The sequence below is a fragment of the Tessaracoccus oleiagri genome, assembly GCF_900103275.1.
Taxonomy (GTDB): domain Bacteria; phylum Actinomycetota; class Actinomycetes; order Propionibacteriales; family Propionibacteriaceae; genus Arachnia; species Arachnia oleiagri.
In genome coordinates this window covers 466,064-485,284 of the sequence record NZ_FNGP01000002.1, presented here as the reverse complement: position 1 = coordinate 485,284, position 19,221 = coordinate 466,064, and the positions used below count along the sequence as shown (strand labels likewise).

Sequence of the window (19,221 nt, the reverse complement as noted above, 5' to 3'; positions counted from 1 at the left end):
CCTTAGGGCTACGAGCCGACCGGCCCGCCGAGCTGGGTCAGAATTCCCTGGAACATTACGTTGAGCCGTGGTCCGATCAGAAACACGGTGGCGATGATCAGTGCGGCGATGCCGGCGACCATGATGCCGTACTCGACGGCAGTGGCACCCTTGGACTTGTCCTCGAACCGACGACCGAGAACGGTCAACAGCGTCTGGACGTGCGAATACAATGCAACCATGATGGTTGTTCCCCCCTTTTGGAACCTGGGGGACACGCTGTTGTGTTCCCCCGTGGCAAGAAGGTAGCACCTCGTCAAGCGGCGCGCTAGCCCTTTCTCAAGATTTTTTTCCGATCGAGAAAAATCTCGCGTCCCGGCGCGGAACCCGCCATAATGCTGAGCAACGGCTGGGGGGCTTGTGATGAAGAAGTGGTTGACCATGCTGGCGCTCGTGCTGGCGATGCTCGCGCTACCCGTACGTGCGGGTGGCGACGAGTCGGTCGACGCGCTCGCGACCTCGATCGGCATCACAGAGGAGCCCGAGGACTACATCGTCGTCGTCGACACCTCCGAGTCCATGAGGTTCGAAGGACGGTGGGAGCGGGCGCGAGAGGCGCTCGTCGGTCTGCTCACGAACCTGGCCCCCGACGACTATCTCACCCTCATCACCTTCGACGACGGCGCGCGCACCGTCTGGCAGGGCGCGCGTCCCGAGGACCCGACCGTGCTCCTCGACGAGCTGCCGGCCACTCCCGCCGGGGATCAGACCGACATCGGTGCGGCCATCGACGAGGCAGTGAAGGCGCTGCAGCGCGACGGTGCCCGACCGGTCACCGCGCTGGCCCTGCTCACGGACGGCAGCCTCGACGCTGCCGAGGATTCGCCCTACGCGACGGCCGATACGGCCGCCTGGGAAGACCTTCGCACGCGTGCGCAGCAGGCCGCGAACGGGCGGCACGTCGGGGCCTTCGCCCTCTCGCTCGGAAACGACACCGACGCCGGGCTGCTCACCTCGGTCTTCCCCGAGGCGGCCGTCGCCACGCCGGGCGACATCGTCGGCTACCTCTCCGGCCTCGACGAGGAGCTGAAACGCAGCCGCGTCGTCGAGGAGGTGTCCACCGACCTGCAGGCACCGCCCACGCTCAATGCCACGCTCGCGGGGGTCGACGCCCAGACCGCGACCATCGCTGTGACAGTCGCTTCCTCGGCGCAGCACGTGCCGATCTCGGTCACGGAGGTCCGGCTCCAGCCCGCGGTCGAGGGCGCCACGATCGAGCCACTCGCTGCGCCGGTCGAGGTCCTCCCCGGTGAGTCGGCCGAATTCTCGGTTCAGGCGAAGCTCCCCGAGCCTGGAAGCTACGACGTCGGACTCGAAGTCACGCTCGGCTCGCCGTGGGCGGGTCAACTCACGGAGTTGGGCGTCTCACCGTCCCAGACGGTGGTGGTCGCGCCGGTGGAGGTGGAGATCGCGGAGGAACCGGCCGCCGCCCCTGCGCCCGCTCCGGAGGCGGAAGCCGAGACGCCCGAACCCGAGGCGAGCGCCAGTTGGTTGCCCGTCGTCGGCGCGGTGGTCGGCGGCATCCTGCTCGTGGCGGCCCTTGCTCTGCTCCTCCTGCGCCGTCGAGGCGGCGCCGAGGGCTCCATGACGATCACCGCCAAGGGTCAGCCCGTCGACGAGTTCGTCCTCGACGGTTCCCGCACCTTCGATCGGTCGGGGGTGAAGCTGCAGGTCGTCGCACGGAAGGAGGGCGGCGTGCAGGTGCGCGGCAAGGTCGACGGGGAGCAGTTCTCCGGGGAGCTGACCGACGGCGAGACGATGAACCTTCCGGGGGAGCGGACGCTCACCTACACCTCCGAGCGCAGCCGGATGCTGGACCTCGTGAACGCGAAGTTCGGGGGTCGGTAGCCCTTCGAGACGCGACTTCGTCGCTCCTCAGGGACCGGGGCCCTTCGGGTCTCGACTCGCTTCGCTCGCTCGACCACCGGGCGGGAAGGGTCACTCCTCAGGGATTGTCAGGCGGAGGGCATGGCGATGACCTGGAAGGAGGCGCCGACGGGGTCGGCGACCGTGGCAATCCGTCCGAACTCCGAGTCCATCGGCCCGTCGAGGAGCTTGCCGCCGAGTTCGCGGACGCGGGTGACGGCGTCGTCGCAGTCCTCCACCGAGAAGTAGATGCGCCAGTAGGAGCCGGCGGCCTCGTCGGTCATCCCCTTGGCGTCGCACAGCCCCCAGGCGGACGACTCGCCCGGCCCGTTGGTGGCGTAGCGGAAGTCTCCGGGCATGCGGACCTCGTCGAAGTCGAAGGCCTCAGAGTAGAACTTCACCGCCGCGTCGTAGTCCTGCGTCATCAACTCGAACCAGGCGGGAGTCCCGACGGCGCCGGTGAACTCGTCGCTCTTCGTGCTGCCGGGCTCCCAGATCCCGACGGGTGCGCCGGTGGGGTCGAGGACGATGGCGTACTTTCCGATGTCGCCGGTGCCGGTGGGCTCGTAGAGCGGCCGCGCGCCGGCCGCCACCGCCTTGTCGAACACCGCCTGGGCGTCGTCGGCGGAGAGGAACACCTGCCAGTAGCTGGGGATCTGCTCGCCGCTGTCGTCCTTCATCCCGGTGACGTCCATGGCGCCGCCGAGCAGCTGGCCGTTGGCGCGGATCCAGTGGTAATGGCTCATCTCCTCGCCGAGATCTTCGAACTCCCAGCCGAACAGCTCGGAGTAGAAGTGCTTGCTGTCCGCCATCTCGGTGGTGCTGTAGTCGATCCAGTTGGGGTTGCCGCTCATGGGATCCTCCGATGCGAGTCGCTACCCCACACGCTACGACGCGGGTGGCTCCTCCACGGTCGGTTCCTCCTCGAAAGTTCCGACCGGCCGTGCGTTGCGCCAGCGCCCCACGAGCCGGGGTCCGTCGCCGGCCAGCACCACGCGTCCGAGCCACGAGTACGCCGTCGGCCACCTCCTCAGCATGGGCACCGCCCGCGTCAGCAGCGCTCCCGGCCGGAGCCCTCGCGCGCCGCCCCACCCGCGCTTCACGACCCACGCGACCACGGCGCCATCGTCGATGGGCGCCACCGTCACGGTCCCGTCCGCCACCCGGTTGTCGTCCACCGAGATGCGCCACCGCGACACGTGGGTGTCGGTCAGCCCCTCGACGCGGGGGAGCGGCGGCTGGAACTGCAGCACCACGTCGGCGACACTGCTGGGCCGGGTGCATGAGACGAGCCGCCCCTCGGTGTCGACGACGAGCCCCGGCTCCTCGGCCGCGAGCGGCGGCACCCCGTCCTTCAGCAGCTCGACGACCACCATCCCCACCGACGCCTTCATCGCCAGCGCGCGGCGCCAGTGCCACGGGAACGGCAGGCGCTGCAGCTGGAACGGCACCCCGTCGAACGAGGCCTCGAACTCCAGCGGCTGCGGCACGAACCCGAAGGTAGGCATGTACGGGAAGAAGAAGCTCGTCGGATGCCGCATGCCGGCCGCGGGCGGCGCGACGAAGCCGAAGCCCCGCCACGCACGCGGCTGTCGCACCCGCCAGACGAGCCGGTGCCCCTCGCGATCGGTGAAGTCGACGTCGATCAGCACCCCGTCGCGGCCCACCTCGAACACGTCGCGCGCGAAGTCCGCCGGCGCGACGAGCCCGATGCCGCGGCCGAGTGGCGTGTCCATCGGCGGCAGCTCGGCGCCGCGCGGCCAGGCGGCGTGGGTGATCCCGTCGGCCGTGCTGTACAGGACCCTGAGCGCGGGTCGGCCGTCGGCGGCGGTGACCCGCTGTGCCTCGAGCCCGCGGATGGGGGAGCCGGGCGCCATGTCGGCGGGCGCGGCCAGCGTGATGTCGTCGTTGATCTGCAGGGACACGGGCCACGTCATGGTGATCCCCCTTCGGTCCGGACCGAGAAGCGTGAGCCCTTCATACCAAAGCCGGCGCCGCTCCGCCGGGCCGGGGCACAACTAGGGTGGGAGAAGCGACAGGAAGGAATGTCCCATGGCCAATCCATCCGAAACCAGCGTGCCCGGCGGCCCCCCGGGCCGCGCCATCGTCGTCGGCTCCGGCCCGAACGGCCTCACCGCCGCGGCCTTCCTCGCACGCGCCGGCTGGGAAGTCGACGTGTACGAACGCAACGACCGGCCCGGCGGCGCGTCGGCGTCGTCGGACCTGCTCGGCCCCGGCACGATCGTCGACCTCGGCGCCGCCGGGCACCCGTTCGGCGCGGTCAGCCCCGCGTTCAAGCAGCTGGACCTCGAGGCCCACGGACTCCAGTGGACCCACCCCACCTACCCCTCGGCGCACCCGCTCGAGGGCCGGCCCGCCGCGCTGCTGCACCGCGACCTCGGCGCGACGGCGGAAGGCCTCGGCCGCGACGGCGCCGCCTGGCGCCTCCTGCACGCCGACATGGTGGCCAACATCGACCAGCACCTCCAGAACCTCCTCGCGCCGATGCTGCGCCTCCCGGCCCATCCCGTGTCGATGGCGCGGTTCGGAGTGAAGGCGCTCGCCTCGGCCAAGCTGCTCACCGGCCTCGCCTTCCGCGACGAGGCCACGCGCGCCCTCTTCGCGGGCTCGGCCGTCCACGCGACCACCCCGCCGGCTAGCCCGTTCACCGCCGCCTTCGGGCTGCTCTTCAACGCGCTCGGCATGACCACCGGCTGGCCCGCCGCGAGGGGCGGGTCGCAGGCGATCGTCGACGCCCTTGTCTCAGTCATCAGCGGACACGGCGGCCGGATCCACACCGGCCACGAGATCACCGACCTGCGCATGCTGCCCGCCGCCGACGCCACGATCCTCAACCTCACCCCGGCCCAAGTGCTGCGACTCAAGGGCCTCGACATGCCGCGCCACACCCGTCGACGCATGGCCGGCTGGAGCTACGGCACCGGCGTCCACAAGATCGACTACCTGCTCGACGGCCCCGTCCCCTGGAGCGACGAGCGGGTCGCCGGTGCCGGGACGGCGCACGTCTGCGGCACCATCGACGACATCCAGCGCGCGGAGGCCGCCGCCGCCAAGGGGCGGATGCCCGACCGGCCGTTCGTCATGGTCTGCCAGCAGCAGTCCGCCGACCCCACCCGCGCTACCGGCGCGGCCGAGGGCAAGCAGGTCCTCTGGAGCTACGCCCACGTGCCCGGCGGTTACGTCGAACCGCGCCCCGGCTACGTCGCCGAGCGCATCGAGTCGCAGATCGAACGCTTCGCGCCCGGCTTCCGCGACCGCATCGTCGGGAAGGTCGAGCACTCGCCCGCGGACCTCGAGGCGTGGAACCCCAACCTCATCGGGGGCGACGTGGCGGGCGGCGGCATGGCCGGCCTGCAGTCCGTGTTCCGACCCGGACTGACCCTGCACCCGTACCGGCTGCGTGAGCGCGGGCTCTACCTCGCCTCCGGCGCCACCCCGCCGGGCGCCGGTGTGCACGGCATGCCGGGCTACTGGGCGGCGCGAGCGGCGATGGCCGACCTCAGGTCAGGATGATGATGCTGACGGCCATCAACGCCATGCCGACGATGACCCACAGGCTGGTGGTGGCCTTCTTGCCCGTCGCGAACGCGAGGGGGATGAGCTCGTGGAGCGAGATGAACACCATGATCCCGGCGATCACGGCGTTGACGACTCCCACGGTGGCGAGGTTGAGGAAGGGGCCGAGGATCGCGTACAGGATCAGCGCCCCGACCGGCTCCGCGAGGCCGCTGGCGGCGGAGAAGGCCCAGGCCTTCAGCCGATTGCCTGTGGCGTGATACATCGGCACCGCCACCGCGATGCCCTCGGGGATGTTGTGGATGGCGATGGCCACGACGATCGGGAGCGCGAGCACCGGGTCCTGCAGCGCCGCGATGAGGGTCACGAACCCTTCCGGCGCGTTGTGGGCGGCGAGGACTGCGGCCATCACGATTGCCGTGCGGGTCAGCTTGGCGGGGTCGCGGGCGAGCTTCGACGCCGGCACCTGCGCCGCGTGCTGCTCGACGCTCGACTCCTGCCGAACCCGGTCGGCCGGTGACCAGCGCCCGGCCACCTCCTCGATCAGCAGCACGAATACGGCCCCTGAGAAGAAGGCGATCACCGACGCGACGTCGCCCGAGTGGGTGAACGCGCCGGGCAGCAACTCCACGAAGGACACGTAGATCATCACGCCCGCGGCGAGGGCGACGCCGGCGGACAGCACCCGGTTGGAGGTGTGCGGGCCCCAGACGCCGATGAGCCCGCCGATCGCCGTCGCGGCCCCGGCGAGGGCGGTGAGCAGGATCGCGGTGATCATGGGCTATTCATAGCCGACGGGCGGGCGGCCGCGGCGCGGGCCGCTCAGGCGCGGACGTCGTGCAGGTGGTGCAGGATGTCGTGGAGGAAGTAGACGGCCAGGGTCTCGACGGTGAACTCGGCGCCGCTGCCGCGCAGCCCACGTCGCTGCCACTCGTGGTCCTCGACGGCGTCGAACGCCTCGGCCGTCTGCGTCGCCTCGTGCCCGTACTCCTCGGCGACCGTGGCGGGATCCTGCAGGTGGTACTGCTTCTCGACCGCGGCCTGGTCCTGGTCCCAGCTGGGGAACGTGGGCGCGTCGTTCTTCAGCATGAGCGAGAGCCTCCCGCGGAACACCGAGCACACGTCGCGCACGTGGGCGGCGTACTCGAGCGGCGACCACGTGGTCGGCTCCGGCCGCTGCCGCACGTCGGGTTGGCCGAGCCGCTCCTGCCATCGGGGGATGGAGTCGCGCAGCAGGTCGCCGGTGCGGCGCACGTCGTGCGGGCGGTAGCCGCACTCGTCGCAGCCGTTCGCGATCACGACGGTCCAGTCCTTCTGGTCCGGCTCGATGGCTGCTGGTTCTTCACTCATGCCGTGATGGTAGTGCTTCCCGACGGCAGCTACCGGTGGTCAGCGAGGTTTCACATCCTGATTTCCGTCGCTCAGGCCACGGTGATCAGGATGCTTGATCCGGGCGAGGCCCACATTTCACGCCGGTGGCGTGCACGGGGCAGTAGCCGCCTGGGTTCTTGTGCAGGTACTGCTGGTGCTCCACCTCGGCGTAGTAGAACGTCTGCCCGGGGGTGATCTCGGTGGTGATGTCGCCGTAGCCGGCCTCGTGGAGGTTCTGCTGGAAGACCTCGCGGGAGCGTTCCGCGGCGGCGAGCTGCTCGTCGTTCACGGGGAAGATGGCGGAGCGGTACTGGGTGCCGATGTCGTTGCCCTGCCGGTTGAGCTGGGTGGGGTCGTGCGCCTCCCAGAACATCTTGAGCAGGTCGTCGTAGCTGACCCGTCGGGGATCGTAGACCACCTTGACGGTCTCGGTGTGCCCGGTCTGGCCGGTGCAGGACTCGCGATACGTGGGGTTGGGGGTGAAGCCGCCCATGAAGCCGACCGCGGTGTTGAGCACACCCTCGGTCTCCCAGAACATCCGCTCCTCGCCCCAGTAGCAGCCGAGCGCGAAGTACGCGACCTCGGACCCCTCCGGCTCCTCGTCGAGCGGCAGGCCGAAGATCTCGTGCCGGGGCATCGGGTCGAGGATCGGGGTGTCGCGGCCGGGGAGCGCCTCGTCGGGGGAGACCATGTGCGGCTTGAGCGTGCGCTGGATCCAGCCCATGACGTCGATATCCATGCCCCAAGCGTATGCGGGGCGCGCAAGGGAATCAGGCGGGCAGGCGCCAGTCGATCGGGTCCGCGCCCTGGGCCGTGAGCGCCTCGTTGACCCGGCTGAACGGACGCGATCCGAAGAAGCCGTTGTGGGCCGACAGTGGCGATGGGTGGGCGCTCTTCACCACCGGCACGCCGGGCAACAACGACTCCGCCGACTGCGCGTCGCGCCCCCACAGCAGCGCGACGAGCGGCCCACCCCGGGCGGCGAGCGCCTCAACCGCGCGGGTGGTCACGTCCTCCCAGCCCTTGCCGCGGTGCGAGGCGGGTGCACCGGGCCGGACCGTGAGCACGCGGTTGAGCAGCAGCACGCCCTGCTCGAACCAGTGGGTGAGGTCGCCGTGCGGAGCGGGCGGGATGCCGAGGTCCGTCTCGAGCTCCTTGTAGATGTTGACCAGCGACTTCGGCAGCGGCCGCACGTCGCGCCCCACGGAGAAGCAGAGCCCGACCGCGTGGCCGGGGGTGGGGTAGGGATCCTGCCCCACGACGAGCACCCGCACCTCCGCCAGGGGCAGCTTGAAGGCGCGCAACACGTTGTCGCCCGACGGGAGGTACTGCCGCCCCGCCGCCAGCTCGTCGCGCAGGAAGCGCCCCATCGCCTGGATGCGCGGCTCCACGGGAGCGAGGGCCTCGGCCCAGTCGGGCGCGACGAGTTCGTGCAGGGGTGCGGGCATGAGCAGCACTCTGCCACAACACAAACCAGCGGTGCAGTTCGCACGACAACCTTCCGGAATGGAAAGGAGGGGTTTACACTTTGGAACATGGCGAAGCTAAATTTCGAACCCATCCTCAATGACTTGGCGGAGGGGAAGATCACGGCGGAGGAAGCGAGCCGCCGGATCGAGGAACTGAAGAAGGTCGCGGCCATGGCCGCCGAGGCCCAGAAGGAGTTCGGCGGCGAACCCAAGGCCGGCCCCTCCCACGACACCGAACCCGAGGGCGAGCCCGGCTCCCGCCCCGGCGGACTGGACCGCGTCAAGATCCAGGCCACCGGCCGCCGCGTCCGCATCGAGGGCGACCCCACCATCGCCACGCTCAGCGTGGAGGGCCAGCACATCCTGCGCCGCACCGGCACGGTCATGGAGATCACCGCGAACGGCGAGATCGGGCCCCGTTTCGACGGGTTCTCCATCATCCGGCCGCCACACAAGATGGAGCACCTCAGCGACATCGCGCTCGGCAAGGAACTCGTCATCAAGATCAACCCCAAGCTCATCGTCGACGTGGAGCTCACCACCGGCGGGCTGAAGACCACCAAGGTCCCGCGCTTCGGGCGCGTGCGCGTCACCGCGGCGGGCTCGAGCCTCGAGGACGTCATCGAGGTCCAGGACCTGCTGGCGCAGGCCGGCAGCGTGAGCGTCGAGGGGCCCATCAGCTCCGGCAGGTCGAGGCTGCGCGTCGAGTCCGGCTCGCTGAGCGTCACGCTGACCCGCGGCGCCAACGTCGCCGTGCGGGGCGACGCGAAGCTCGGCCGCATCGCGTGGCCGCACTCCGGCGGTGACGTGGACGAGTACGTCGTCGGCAACGGCGGCGCCCGCCTCGAGGTGAGCGTCCTGATGGGCATGGCCGCGATCAAGGTGGAGGAGTGAGCATGGCGAAGATGTACCACGCGCCGTCCGACTGCCCCGTCTGCGGGGACGAGCTGATCACCGTCAGCAAGGGCTGCCTGCACTGCGGGACAGAACTGCGCGGCCAGTTCGCCGGCACGGAGTTCGACCGGCTCGACGACCCGGAACTGGACCTGTTGCGCGTCTTCCTCAGCTCGCGCGGCAACCTCCGCGAGGTGGAGAAGCACCTGAAGGTGTCGTACCCGACGGCCCGCTCGCGATACGACGCGGTGCTCGCCAAGCTCGGCCTCACGCCGAAGGGCGACGAGGAGCCCGCCGTCGTGCCGCAGCGGGCGGAGGAGTGGTCGGCCGACCAGGAGGAGTCCGAGTACGGGCTGCCGCTCTCGCAGCAGGACGACCTGCTGGCGCGCGTCGCCACCGGCGAGCTGAGCGCGGCCGATGCGGCCAAGCTGCTCGGCAGCAGCGAGTAGCCGCAGTCGGTGACATACGAAGATCGCGCCGGGGTTGTCCCGGCGCGATCTCCCATGTCTGAGTGGGTGTGGCTACAGGACGTCGACCGCGGTCACCTTGACGCTGATGGTCTTGCCGTTGGGCGCCTCGTAGCTGGCCTCGTCGCCGATCCGCTTGCCCAGGATCGCGGCGCCGAGGGGCGACTGCGGCGAGTAGACCGCGTGCTCGACGGAGTCGTCGACTGCGAGCACCTCTCGGGAGCCCAGCAGGAACGTGTCCGTGTCGTCGGGGTCGCCGTCGTAGGCGATGGTGATGAGCTTGCCGGGGGCGACCTCGTCGGCGTGGCCCTCGGGCTCGCCGACCTTCGCCTGGCGCAGCAGCTGCTCCAGCTGGGCGATGCGGCCCTCCATCTGGCCCTGCTCCTCGCGGGCGGCGTGGTAGCCGCCGTTCTCGCTGAGGTCGCCCTCCTCGCGCGCGGCGGCGATGCGTGCGCTGACTTCGGGACGGCCGACGGTCTTGAGCTCGTTGAGCTCGGCTTCGAGCTTGTCGTAGGCCTCTTGTGTCAGCCAAACGACGTTGGAATTGGTATCAGACATCCAGCAAGCCTATCACCGGCCCACGATGCGGCAGCCCTCCACATCGATGGCGGCGGCCTCCTTCACCGTGGTCACGGAAAAGCTGTACGGCTTCAGCCCGTCCTCGGCCGGCGGGATCTGCAGGACGGCCTCGCCCACCTCCTCGTAGCTGCCGGCCTGCGCGAACACCGAGCACTCGGCGGCCTTGGAGGGGTCCTCGCGCTGGACGACGAGCTCCACGTCGATCCGGGTGGGGGAGACGACCTCGAAGCTGCGCACCATGGCCGCGACCGGCGGGTTCGACTGCTGCACGCCCGCGACCGCCGCGATGACGATCGTCAGCGCGACGCCCAGCCCGAGGCCCCCGAAGAGCAGGTAGTCGAATACGGTGCGCTTCGGGTAGCGGCGGGCGATGCGGGCTTCGTCGGTGCTGGTCACGCTCAATATTGTGCCCTGCGCCGCGAGGGTCGGTCGCGCCTGGCGTGCATTAGCCACGCTGCGAGCACGCCGCCGACGGCGCCGCCCAGGTGCGCCTGCCACGAGACCCCCGACTGCGTGGGCAGCACGCCCCACAGCACCCCGCCGTAGACGATCATGACCAGCACAGCGATGCCGATCTGGCCGAGCTTCTTCGTGAAGAAGCCCCGCACGAGCAGGTAGGTGAGGAAGCCGAACACGATGCCGGAGGCGCCCACGGTGATGGACGACGGGGGAGCCAGCAGCCACACCGTGATGCCGGAGACCATGATCGTCACGACCAGCGTGACGAGCCACCGGGCTGCGCCGGACAGGTAGATCAGGATGCCGAGGACGAGGAACGGCACCGAGTTGCTGATCAGGTGGGCCCAGCCGAAGTGGAGCCATGGGGCGAGGAAGATGTCGCCGAGGTCGTTGACGTCGCGCGGCTCGATGCCGAACTGGTCGAGGCTGTTGCGGGTGAGTTGGTCGATCCCCTCCAGCACCCACATGAGCCCGACGGCGCCGCCGTTCGCCGCCACCGCCTTCCCGAGCTGGCCGGGCTCCCGGCCCCCTTCGGTGGTCACCCCAGAGCGTGGTCGAAGCGTCATGGGGCCAGTCTCTCACGCGCCCGAAGCGGCGGCCCGGCCTCGCGGCGGCGAGCCCCGGCGGGGCCGGTAGCCTTGGGCGCATGGCCAACCGACTCGAGTCCTCCGCCAGCGACTACCTCCGGCTCCACTCGCAGCAGCCCGTCGACTGGTGGGAGTGGGGCGACGAAGCCCTCGCTGAGGCGCGCCGTCGCGAGGTGCCGATCCTGTTGTCCATCGGCTACGCCTCGTGCCACTGGTGCCACGTGATGAGCCACGAGAGCTTCGACGACCCCGAGATCGCGAAGCTGATGAACCACAACTTCGTGAACGTCAAGGTGGACCGCCAGCAGCTGCCGGACGTCGACGCCACCTTCATGACGGTCACCCAGGTGATGAACGGCGGCGCCGGTGGCTGGCCCATGACGCTGTTCCTCACCCCCGACGCGATGCCGTTCTTCGCCGGCACCTACTTCCCGCCGGAGCCGCACCCGAGCCAGCCGTCGTTCCGGCAGGTCCTCGAGGCCATGGTGCTCGCCTGGAAGAACCGCCGGGACCAGCTCGTCACCAGCGCCGACTACATCGCCCGGCAGCTCGAGCAGGTCACCATCGAGGAGACCGAGAAGGCCCCGGACCTGCGCGAGACCATCAATAAGGTGGAGGCCGACTTCGACCTCGTGCACGGCGGCTTCGGCACGGCGCCGAAGTTCCCCGCCCCGACGCTCATCGACGCGCTCCTCGTCAAGGGCGATCCGAAGAGCCTCGAGCTGGCGCAGCGCTCGCTGGAGGCCATGGCCCGCGGCGGCATCCACGACCAGGTGGGCGGCGGATTCCACCGATATTCCGTCGACGCCGGCTGGGTGGTGCCGCACTTCGAGAAGATGCTCTACGACAACGCGCTCCTGCTCGGCAGCTACGTCCGCGGCTGGCGCCGCACCGCGGACCACGACTCCGGGCTGCGCGCACTCCTCGAGCGGACCGCGTACGGCATCGTCGAGTTCCTCGCCCGCGAGATGACCAGCGACGCCGGTGCCTTCTACTCCGCCCTCGACGCCGACTCCACCGACATCCGAGGCTCCGTCCACGAGGGCATCTACTACGTCTGGACGCCCGACCTGCTCGAGGACGCGCTCGGGGCGGAGGACGCCGAGTGGGCCGGGGAGGTCTTCCACGTCACCAAGGGCGGCACCTTCGAGCACGGGCTCTCGACCCTCCAGCTCCGCGGGCGCCCCGACTTCGCCCGCCTCCAGCGGGTCACCGACGTGTTGCTCGCCGAGCGCTCGAACCGGTTCCGCCCCGCCACCGACCGCATGGTCGTGGCCGCCTGGAACGGCTGGACCATCTCGTCGCTCATCGCCGGCGCCATGATCTTCAACGAGCCCGGCTGGCTGGACATGGCGAAGCGGGCGGCGGGCTACCTCGTCGACGTGCACTTGAGCGGCGACGAGTTGAAGCGGTCCTCGTTCGAGGGCGACGCGTCCGGTCCCGACGGCGCCGCCGAGGACTACGGGGCCGTCGCCGAGGCGTTCGCGCTGCTGGCCGGGGCGACGGGGGACCCCGCCTGGCTGGAGCGCGCCGTCGCCCTGCTCGAGGCGGCCCTGCCGAAGTTCTCGCATGAGGACGGGGGCTTCTACGACGCGGTCGACACCGGCCTGTTCCGCCGGCCCCGTTCGCTCACCGACAACGTCACACCTTCGGGCACCGCCGCCCTCGTGAAGGCGCTCCGGCTCGTCGGCCTCCTCGCGGAGCGCCCCGAATTCGTCGAGCGCGCCGACCTGGCCGCCCGCACGACGTGGGGCACCGTCGCCGAGCACCCTCGGTTCGCGGGGTCGGCGCTCGAGGACCTGTTGATCTCCGACGACGCGCGCCGCGGCCTGAAGCCGGCGGTCGTCGTCGTGGTGACCGACGACCCGTTCGACGAGCTGGTCCGGGCCGCCTGGCGGCTCGCGCCCGCAGGCTCCGCGGTGCTCGCCGCCCCCGCCGGCACCGACGGGTTCGGCTCGCACCTGGAGGGACGGGACCGCCGCAGCGTCTGGGTCTGCCGCGGCACCGTCTGCTTCGACCCGGTCGACGACTACAACCTGCTCAAGACGCCGCTGTGGAGCCGCGTCTGAGCCTCGGCTCAGGTCTGGCGCTCGGGCTCGAGCGGGTTGCCGTCGTCGTCCAGGTAGCGGCCCGTCTCGTAGTCGTACTCGATCGGGTTGCCGTCCTCGTCGGTCCGCGCGTACCACTCGGTGATCTCGTCGGCGGTGGAGTCGAAGTGGTGGCCCACGCCGCGCTCGTTGTCCGGCTCGACGGGGTCGATCGACAGCTCGAAGTTGTCGCCGTGCTCCGCGATGCCGTGCCGCACGGCGTTCGCGACCGCCGCCTGCTCGTACTCCGCGCGGATCATCATCGGGTCGAGCCGGAGCTCCCGCATCAGCGCCACCCCCATCGCGATCAGGACGATCGCGAACGGGAAGGCCGAGATGATCACCATGTTCTGCATGCCCTGCAGGCCGCTGCGGCCGCCGGTGAGCAGCATCACCGCGGCGATGCCGGCCATCAGGACGGCCCACAACGCGGTGATCCCGCGGCGCGGGTTCGGGTTGCCCTGCTGCGAGAACTGCGAGTTCACGAGCGAGGCCGAGTCAGAGGACGTGATGAAGAAGATCGCCAGCATCACCAGCACCACCGGAATGATCCAGTTGGCGCCGGGCATGAGGTCGAGCACCTCGAAGAACGCCGCCTCGGGGGCGGGCAGGTTGGCGGGGTCGTTGCCGGGGACGAGCTGGCCGGTGTTGTGCTGGAACCAGATGGCGGTGCCGCCGAGCATGATGAACGCCAGGCCGACGATGCTGGAAGGGATGAGGATCACGCCGAGCAGGAACTGCCGGATGGTGCGGCCGCGGGAGATCTTGGCCGTGAAGACACCGACGAACGGCGCCCAGCTCACCCACCACGCCCAGTAGAACACGGTCCAGCTCGACAGGAACGCCTTGGTCTCCTCGGAGTCCACCGTCGTGGCGGCCAACATCGAAGGCAGGTTGTCGAAGTACTCGACGACGACGCCGGGGATGATGTTGAGCAGGAAGACCGTCGGGCCGACGACGAAGAAGAACACGGCCAGGACGACGGCCAGCACGAGGTTGACGTTGGACAGCCAGCGGATGCCCTTCGCCACGCCGGAGACGGCCGAGACGATGGTGCCGATCGTGAGGACGACGATGATGCCGAGCGCCAGTGCGTTGCCCTCGGGGCTCCATCCCGAGACGATCGAGACGCCACGCCCGATCTGGAGCGCACCGATGCCGAGGGCGGCAGCGGTGCCGAACAGTGTGGCCAGGATCGCGAGGCTGTCGATGATGCGCGAGCCCGGGTCCTTGCTGTGCCCGCCCCACAAGGGTGCCAGCACCGAGCTCATGAGGGGGACGCGCCCCTTGCGGAACGACACGTAGGCCACGGTCAGTCCGACGATGGCGTAGATGGCCCACGCGCTGGGGCCCCAGTGCAGGATCGCCTGCGCCATCGCGCCCTTCACCGCCTCCGCGGTCCCCGGCTCGTAGAGGCCGGGCAGGGGGCTCACGTAGTACGTGAGCGGCTCCAGCGGACCCCAGAAGATGATGCCGATGCCGATGCCGGCGCCGAACAGCATCGCTGCCCACGACACCGTCGAGTACTCCGGCTTCTCCCCGTCCAGACCGAGCGGGATGCGGCCGTACTTCGAGAGCGCGAGGCCGAGCAGGAACAGTAGCGTGCCGATCGCGATGATGGAGAAGACCCAGCCGAGGTTGTCCATCACCCAGCCGACACCGGCGGAGCTGACCTCCAGCACCTGGTCCGGGCTGGTGACGCCCCACACGATGAAGGCGCCGACGACCAGGGCAACGACCGCGACGACGAGTTTGTCGACGCCGTAGCGCACCCTCTGCTGCTCGATGTCGACGCCCGGGACGAGGGCGGGATGGATGCCGTGCGGATAGCGGATGTCCTGGAAGACTCTGCCGGCCGCGCGCATCGTCGCCCGCGCGCCGCGGGGCGCTGGGGAGGGCGATTGCACATGGCGATCTTGTTCAGAAGACACGGTTCGGTACTCCTCGGGAAATCGGGAGCACCCCACGCTACCGGGAGACCAAGGCATCCTCCACCGACGGCTGCCGGCGCCCGGCGGGGGCCCGGCCGATCAGCCAGAACGCCAGGAGCAGGAACACGACGAGGCCCTCCAACACCAACAGGTACGTCGGCCAGGGCGGCAGCAGGTCCAGCACCGACGCGAACTCCGGCTTCCGGTTGAGGAACAGGTAGTTGCTGCCCACCGCGAGGTTCACGACGAACACTCCCGCGGCCAGGGCGTGCAGCGCCAGCCACACCTGCACGGTGCGCCGGAACGTCGGGCGGATCCCCTCGGCGAACACGAGCCAGAAGCCCGCGAGCCACAGCAGCGAGTGCTGGCTCCACGACTGGAGCACCCGATAGTGCGGGAACCCGTAGGGCGCGACCTCCGGTGTGAGCAGCGCCTGCAGCGCACCCGGGCTGCCGAGCAGCCACGTCGCCGTCGCCAGCCACGGGTGCCCGGTCCACAGCGCCACGGCAGCCACCAGCGACATCACCGAGCAGAGGTGGAGCGGCAGCATGGTGTCGAGGGTCCAGAGCCCGACGGCGACGTTCCACAGGTGCCACACGGCGGTGTTGAGCACGAGCACGACCGCGGCCGCACGTCGGATGAGAAGCCTGGTGGGAGCAGGGACCCGTGGCCCGAGGAGGGTGACGGTGGCGGTGAGGACCGCCACCGTCAGCAGCAGGACCAGATGCGAGGTCCCGAACAGCCGAAAGGGCTCGCCGGCCCACTCCCTCGCCCAGTACTCGCTCATGCGGGAGAGGCTAGCCGTCCAGCATGCTGGTGACGAGGGCCGCGATCGCGGAACGCTCCGAGCGCTGCAGCGCGATGTGCGCGAACAACGGGTTGCCCTTCAGCTTCTCGATCACCGCGACGATGCCGTCGTAGCGGCCTACCCGCAGGTTGTCGCGTTGCGCCACGTCGTGGGTGAGGACCACGCGCGAGTTCATGCCGACGCGGCTCAGCACCGTGAGGAGCACGTTGCGCTCCAGCGACTGTGCCTCGTCGACGATCACGAACGCGTCGTGCAGCGACCGGCCGCGGATGTGGGTGATCGGCAGCACCTCGATCATGTCCTGCTGGACGATCTCGTCGATCACGTACTTGTTCGTCACCGAGCTGAGGGTGTCGAACACCGCCTGGCCCCACGGCTGCATCTTCTCGTCGGCGCTGCCGGGGAGGTAGCCGAGCTCCTGGCCGCCCACCGGGTACAGCGGGCGGAACACCATCACCTTGTTGTACTTGCGCTGCTCCAGCACCGCCTCCAAACCGGCGGCGAGCGCGAGCGCAGACTTGCCGGTGCCCGCCCGGCCGCCCAACGACACGATCCCGATCGACTCGTCCATCAGCAGGTCGAGCGCCACGCGCTGTTCGGCAGACCTTCCCCGAATGCCGAACACCTCGCGATCCTGCTTGACGAGCTTCACCCTGCCGTCGGGCAGGACGCGCCCGAGCGCCTTCGACGACGGGCCGTGCAGCTGCACGCCGCAGTGCGTCGGCAGACCCGCGGCCGAGGCGATCTCGGCGCTGAAGTCGTTGTAGACCGCGTCGATCTCCTCGCTGGTCACCTGCAGCTCCGCCATCCCGTTGTAGCCGGCCTCGAGGGGCAGCTCGTTGCGGTACTCCTCGGCCGCGAGTCCCACGGAGGCCGCCTTGACGCGAAGTGGCAGGTCCTTGGAGACCAGCACCACGTCGTGGCCCTCGTTGGCGTAGTTGAGCGCGACGGCGAGGATGCGCGAGTCGTTGTCGCCCAGCCGGAACCCGACCGGCAGCGATCGCTCGTCGGTGTGGTTGAGCTCGACGCGGAGGTTGCCGCCCTCGTCGTTGATCGGGATGGGCGCGTCAAGGCGCCCGTGCTCGACCCGCAACTCGTCGAGGAGCCGCAACGCCTGCCGGGCGAAGTAGCCCAGCTCCATGTGAGCGCGCTTGGCCTCGAGCTCTGTGATGACGACGATCGGCAGGACCACGTTGTGCTCGGCGAACCGGAGCACGGCCTTGGGATCGGAGAGGAGGACGGAGGTGTCGATCACGTAGGTCCGGATCGCCTGGTCGTTCGTGGCGGGCGTTGCCACGGATTCATGGGCGGTGACGTCGAGCACGATTGCTCCCTTCGCGGGGGCGGCACGTGCCCTTCCCCCGTGGATTCGGTCAGGGGGTTGGACGTAACTTCCTGGAGGCTCTCTCCATGTCTCGACGATAACCGCGCGTCCCAACCGTGCCGCGGATTGCAGGGCCCATGTCACCAAGAATTCACCTTGGTCGGCACGATCCCTGAGGAGCGACGAAGTCGCGTCTCGAAGGGGCGGCGCGGCCCGGCGGGTTCAGGCGGCGAACGCCGACAGCCAGATGGCGACCAGGTGGCAGATCGCGGCGAGGATCGTCGCGGTGTGGAAGACCTCGTGGAAGCCGAACCACCGGGCGCTCAGTTGCGGCCGCTTCGTCGCGTACGCCACGGCGCCGAGGGAGTAGATTAGGCCGCCGACGATGACGAGCAGCACGACGGTGGGGCCGCCGGCCGCCCACAGCTGCGGCATCCAGCCGACCGCCATCCAGCCCATGGCGACGTAGAGCACGGTGTAGAGCCACCGGGGGGCGCTGAGCCAGGCGAGGCGGAAGCCGACGCCGAGGGTCGCGACGGTCCAGGCGATCGCGAGCAGCGTCCAGCGGGCGCTGCCGTCGAGGAGGTTCAGGGCCAAGGGGGTGTAGGTGCCGGCGATGAAGATGAAGATGTTGGAATGGTCGAGGCGACGGAACACCGCCAGCGTGCTGGGGGTCCAGTTGCCGCGGTGGTAGGCCGCGCTGGTGCCGAACAACATGACGGCCGACAGCGTGTAGACCGCCGCGCCGATGCGCCCCTCGATGGTGGGGGAGAGCGCCGTCAGGAGCACACCCACGACGAGGATGATCGGCGCCATGCCGAGGTGGAGCCAGCCGCGCAGGAGCGGCTTCGCCGGCGCAGCAGCAGGTGCGGCTGCGGAAATTGCGGGATCAGAACGAGCCATGCCAAACCTACGGTTGAGTAACTTACGTAACCGTAGGTTACATGTGGCGCACCCGGTTTCCAAGCGGAGGGGCCGGACGTGGTTAGAATCCCAGATATGCCCCGACTGCGCCACCTGATCGACCGCTGGTGGCCGCCCAAGTGGCTCTACACCACCTACGAGCGGCAGCTGCTCGACCACCTCGACCGCAGCCGCCTGCCCCAGCACGTCGCCGTCCTCGCCGACGGCAACCGTCGGTGGGCGCGGCTGAACGCGCCGGGGGAGCCGCTCGTCGCCGGCTACCGCGCCGGGGCCGCGAAGCTGAAGGAATTCGTCGAGTGGTGCGACGAGGCGGGCCTCCACGTCGTCACCCTGTGGGTGCTCAGCACCGACAACCTGAGCCGTTCCCAGGACGACGAGCTGGAGCCGCTGCTCGACGTCATCTGCTCGCTCGTCAACGACCTCTCCGCCACCGGACGCTGGAACGTCCAGGCGGTGGGCGACCTCGAACTCCTCCCCGACGACATCGCACGATCGCTTCGGGAGGCGTCCGCCCGGACGGACCACGTCGACGGCATGCACGTCAACGTCGCGGTCTCCTACGGGGGGCGGCACGAGCTGCGCGACGCGGTGCGCTCGCTGCTGCGCGAGAAGGCCGCCGACGGCAAGTCGCTGGAGGACGTCGCCGAGACGCTCGAGATCGACGAGATCTCCGGGCACCTCTACACCAAGGGCCAGCCGGATCCCGACCTCATCATCCGCACCTCGGGCGAGCAGCGGCTGTCGGGGTTCCTGCTCTGGCAGTCGGCGCACAGCGAGTACTACTTCTGCGAGGCGCTGTGGCCGGACTTCCGCCGCACCGACTTCATCCGCGCGCTGCGCGCCTACACCCAGCGCGAGCGTCGCTTCGGGCGCTGACGC

General features: G+C 69.8%; 20 protein-coding genes. 6 read left to right on the top strand and 14 right to left on the bottom strand.

Annotated elements, in window-relative coordinates:
- Positions 1-8: 8 nt before the first annotated feature.
- Positions 9-212: a Flp family type IVb pilin gene (locus BLR46_RS07300; protein ID WP_218118376.1), complete on the bottom strand. Its 204-nt coding sequence runs from the start codon at positions 210-212 to the stop codon at positions 9-11.
- A gap of 190 nt (positions 213-402) precedes the next feature.
- On the opposite strand from BLR46_RS07300, the gene BLR46_RS07295 reads away from it, so the two are divergent.
- On the top strand, positions 403-1,887 hold the full coding sequence (locus tag BLR46_RS07295; protein ID WP_093250471.1) for a vWA domain-containing protein: 1,485 nt from the start codon (positions 403-405) through the stop codon (positions 1,885-1,887).
- A gap of 107 nt (positions 1,888-1,994) precedes the next feature.
- Here BLR46_RS07295 and BLR46_RS07290 read toward each other — a convergent pair whose 3' ends face one another.
- Both BLR46_RS07290 and BLR46_RS07285 read right to left on the bottom strand, forming a co-directional pair.
- On the bottom strand, positions 1,995-2,759 hold the full coding sequence (locus BLR46_RS07290) for a VOC family protein (RefSeq protein WP_093250469.1): 765 nt from the start codon (positions 2,757-2,759) through the stop codon (positions 1,995-1,997).
- 33 nt (positions 2,760-2,792) lie between these two features.
- A complete protein-coding gene (locus BLR46_RS07285; RefSeq protein ID WP_093250467.1) occupies positions 2,793-3,842 on the bottom strand; it encodes a hypothetical protein in 1,050 nt (349 codons plus the stop codon).
- Between the two features lie 115 nt (positions 3,843-3,957).
- Here BLR46_RS07285 and BLR46_RS07280 point away from each other — a divergent pair, with 115 nt between their 5' ends.
- The gene (locus BLR46_RS07280; RefSeq protein ID WP_093250464.1) at positions 3,958-5,439 is read left to right on the top strand and encodes a phytoene desaturase family protein; all 1,482 of its coding nucleotides are present in this window, start codon (positions 3,958-3,960) and stop codon (positions 5,437-5,439) included.
- Here the strand turns inward: BLR46_RS07280 and zupT are convergent.
- The 4 genes from zupT to BLR46_RS07260 all read right to left on the bottom strand — a co-directional run bounded on the left by zupT (position 5,426) and on the right by BLR46_RS07260 (position 8,261).
- The gene (gene zupT / locus BLR46_RS07275) at positions 5,426-6,220 is read right to left on the bottom strand and encodes a zinc transporter ZupT (RefSeq protein WP_093250462.1); all 795 of its coding nucleotides are present in this window, start codon (positions 6,218-6,220) and stop codon (positions 5,426-5,428) included. The two genes, BLR46_RS07280 and zupT, sit on opposite strands and share 14 nt — an antisense overlap.
- Before the next feature lie 44 nt (positions 6,221-6,264).
- On the bottom strand, positions 6,265-6,792 hold the full coding sequence (locus tag BLR46_RS07270; RefSeq protein ID WP_093250459.1) for a DinB family protein: 528 nt from the start codon (positions 6,790-6,792) through the stop codon (positions 6,265-6,267).
- Between the two features lie 85 nt (positions 6,793-6,877).
- On the bottom strand, positions 6,878-7,552 hold the full coding sequence (gene msrA, locus BLR46_RS07265) for a peptide-methionine (S)-S-oxide reductase MsrA (RefSeq protein WP_093250457.1): 675 nt from the start codon (positions 7,550-7,552) through the stop codon (positions 6,878-6,880).
- Positions 7,553-7,583: 31 nt separating this feature from the next.
- A complete protein-coding gene (locus BLR46_RS07260; RefSeq protein WP_093250803.1) occupies positions 7,584-8,261 on the bottom strand; it encodes a uracil-DNA glycosylase in 678 nt (225 codons plus the stop codon).
- Between the two features lie 87 nt (positions 8,262-8,348).
- Here BLR46_RS07260 and BLR46_RS07255 point away from each other — a divergent pair, with 87 nt between their 5' ends.
- The gene (locus BLR46_RS07255; RefSeq protein ID WP_093250454.1) at positions 8,349-9,176 is read left to right on the top strand and encodes a hypothetical protein; all 828 of its coding nucleotides are present in this window, start codon (positions 8,349-8,351) and stop codon (positions 9,174-9,176) included.
- Between the two features lie 2 nt (positions 9,177-9,178).
- Entirely contained in the window at positions 9,179-9,625 is a 447-nt protein-coding gene (locus tag BLR46_RS07250; protein ID WP_093250451.1) for a DUF2089 domain-containing protein, read from the top strand.
- Between the two features lie 72 nt (positions 9,626-9,697).
- Here BLR46_RS07250 and greA read toward each other — a convergent pair whose 3' ends face one another.
- The 3 genes from greA to BLR46_RS07235 are packed head-to-tail and all read right to left on the bottom strand — an operon-like array spanning position 9,698 to position 11,148.
- Positions 9,698-10,201, bottom strand: coding sequence for a transcription elongation factor GreA (gene greA / locus BLR46_RS07245; protein WP_093250449.1), 504 nt, complete (start codon positions 10,199-10,201; stop codon positions 9,698-9,700).
- 12 nt (positions 10,202-10,213) lie between these two features.
- Positions 10,214-10,618 (bottom strand): DUF4307 domain-containing protein, encoded by a 405-nt coding sequence (locus BLR46_RS07240; RefSeq protein ID WP_176761694.1) that lies wholly within the window; start codon positions 10,616-10,618, stop codon positions 10,214-10,216.
- A 2-nt stretch (positions 10,619-10,620) separates the two neighbouring features.
- Positions 10,621-11,148, bottom strand: a complete 528-nt coding sequence (locus BLR46_RS07235; protein ID WP_342689728.1) for a rhomboid family intramembrane serine protease — start codon at positions 11,146-11,148, stop codon at positions 10,621-10,623.
- A 179-nt stretch (positions 11,149-11,327) separates the two neighbouring features.
- Here BLR46_RS07235 and BLR46_RS07230 point away from each other — a divergent pair, with 179 nt between their 5' ends.
- On the top strand, positions 11,328-13,337 hold the full coding sequence (locus BLR46_RS07230) for a thioredoxin domain-containing protein (RefSeq protein WP_093250445.1): 2,010 nt from the start codon (positions 11,328-11,330) through the stop codon (positions 13,335-13,337).
- A gap of 8 nt (positions 13,338-13,345) precedes the next feature.
- Here BLR46_RS07230 and BLR46_RS07225 read toward each other — a convergent pair whose 3' ends face one another.
- The 4 genes from BLR46_RS07225 to trhA form a co-directional block, all read right to left on the bottom strand.
- Positions 13,346-15,262: a BCCT family transporter gene (locus BLR46_RS07225; RefSeq protein WP_218118375.1), complete on the bottom strand. Its 1,917-nt coding sequence runs from the start codon at positions 15,260-15,262 to the stop codon at positions 13,346-13,348.
- A gap of 61 nt (positions 15,263-15,323) precedes the next feature.
- Positions 15,324-16,073 carry a YwaF family protein gene (locus BLR46_RS07220; protein WP_093250439.1) on the bottom strand — a complete coding sequence of 250 codons (750 nt, stop codon included), beginning with the start codon at positions 16,071-16,073 and terminating at the stop codon, positions 15,324-15,326.
- A gap of 10 nt (positions 16,074-16,083) precedes the next feature.
- On the bottom strand, positions 16,084-17,418 hold the full coding sequence (phoH2, locus tag BLR46_RS07215) for an RNA 5'-3' helicase PhoH2 (RefSeq protein ID WP_218118374.1): 1,335 nt from the start codon (positions 17,416-17,418) through the stop codon (positions 16,084-16,086).
- A gap of 222 nt (positions 17,419-17,640) precedes the next feature.
- A complete protein-coding gene (gene trhA, locus BLR46_RS07210; protein WP_093250437.1) occupies positions 17,641-18,321 on the bottom strand; it encodes a PAQR family membrane homeostasis protein TrhA in 681 nt (226 codons plus the stop codon).
- A gap of 96 nt (positions 18,322-18,417) precedes the next feature.
- Here trhA and BLR46_RS07205 point away from each other — a divergent pair, with 96 nt between their 5' ends.
- Positions 18,418-19,218, top strand: a complete 801-nt coding sequence (locus BLR46_RS07205) for an isoprenyl transferase (protein WP_093250434.1) — start codon at positions 18,418-18,420, stop codon at positions 19,216-19,218.
- The last annotated feature ends 3 nt before the right edge of the window (positions 19,219-19,221 follow it).

Bases quoted from the DNA above. Each gene is read 5' to 3' on its own strand.
- BLR46_RS07260 (WP_093250803.1), bottom strand. From the start codon at position 8,261: ATGCCCGCACCCCTGCACGAACTCGTCGCGCCCGACTGGGCCGAGGCC.
- BLR46_RS07285 (WP_093250467.1), bottom strand. From the start codon at position 3,842: ATGACGTGGCCCGTGTCCCTGCAGATCAACGACGACATCACGCTGGCC.
- BLR46_RS07205 (WP_093250434.1), top strand. From the start codon at position 18,418: ATGCCCCGACTGCGCCACCTGATCGACCGCTGGTGGCCGCCCAAGTGG.
- msrA (WP_093250457.1), bottom strand. From the start codon at position 7,552: ATGGATATCGACGTCATGGGCTGGATCCAGCGCACGCTCAAGCCGCAC.
- BLR46_RS07280 (WP_093250464.1), top strand. From the start codon at position 3,958: ATGGCCAATCCATCCGAAACCAGCGTGCCCGGCGGCCCCCCGGGCCGC.
- BLR46_RS07230 (WP_093250445.1), top strand. From the start codon at position 11,328: ATGGCCAACCGACTCGAGTCCTCCGCCAGCGACTACCTCCGGCTCCAC.
- greA (WP_093250449.1), bottom strand. From the start codon at position 10,201: ATGTCTGATACCAATTCCAACGTCGTTTGGCTGACACAAGAGGCCTAC.
- BLR46_RS07290 (WP_093250469.1), bottom strand. From the start codon at position 2,759: ATGAGCGGCAACCCCAACTGGATCGACTACAGCACCACCGAGATGGCG.
- BLR46_RS07255 (WP_093250454.1), top strand. From the start codon at position 8,349: ATGGCGAAGCTAAATTTCGAACCCATCCTCAATGACTTGGCGGAGGGG.
- BLR46_RS07295 (WP_093250471.1), top strand. From the start codon at position 403: ATGAAGAAGTGGTTGACCATGCTGGCGCTCGTGCTGGCGATGCTCGCG.
- BLR46_RS07235 (WP_342689728.1), bottom strand. From the start codon at position 11,148: ATGTGGGTGCTGGAGGGGATCGACCAACTCACCCGCAACAGCCTCGAC.
- zupT (WP_093250462.1), bottom strand. From the start codon at position 6,220: ATGATCACCGCGATCCTGCTCACCGCCCTCGCCGGGGCCGCGACGGCG.
- BLR46_RS07270 (WP_093250459.1), bottom strand. From the start codon at position 6,792: ATGAGTGAAGAACCAGCAGCCATCGAGCCGGACCAGAAGGACTGGACC.
- BLR46_RS07220 (WP_093250439.1), bottom strand. From the start codon at position 16,073: ATGAGCGAGTACTGGGCGAGGGAGTGGGCCGGCGAGCCCTTTCGGCTG.
- trhA (WP_093250437.1), bottom strand. From the start codon at position 18,321: ATGGCTCGTTCTGATCCCGCAATTTCCGCAGCCGCACCTGCTGCTGCG.
- BLR46_RS07250 (WP_093250451.1), top strand. From the start codon at position 9,179: ATGGCGAAGATGTACCACGCGCCGTCCGACTGCCCCGTCTGCGGGGAC.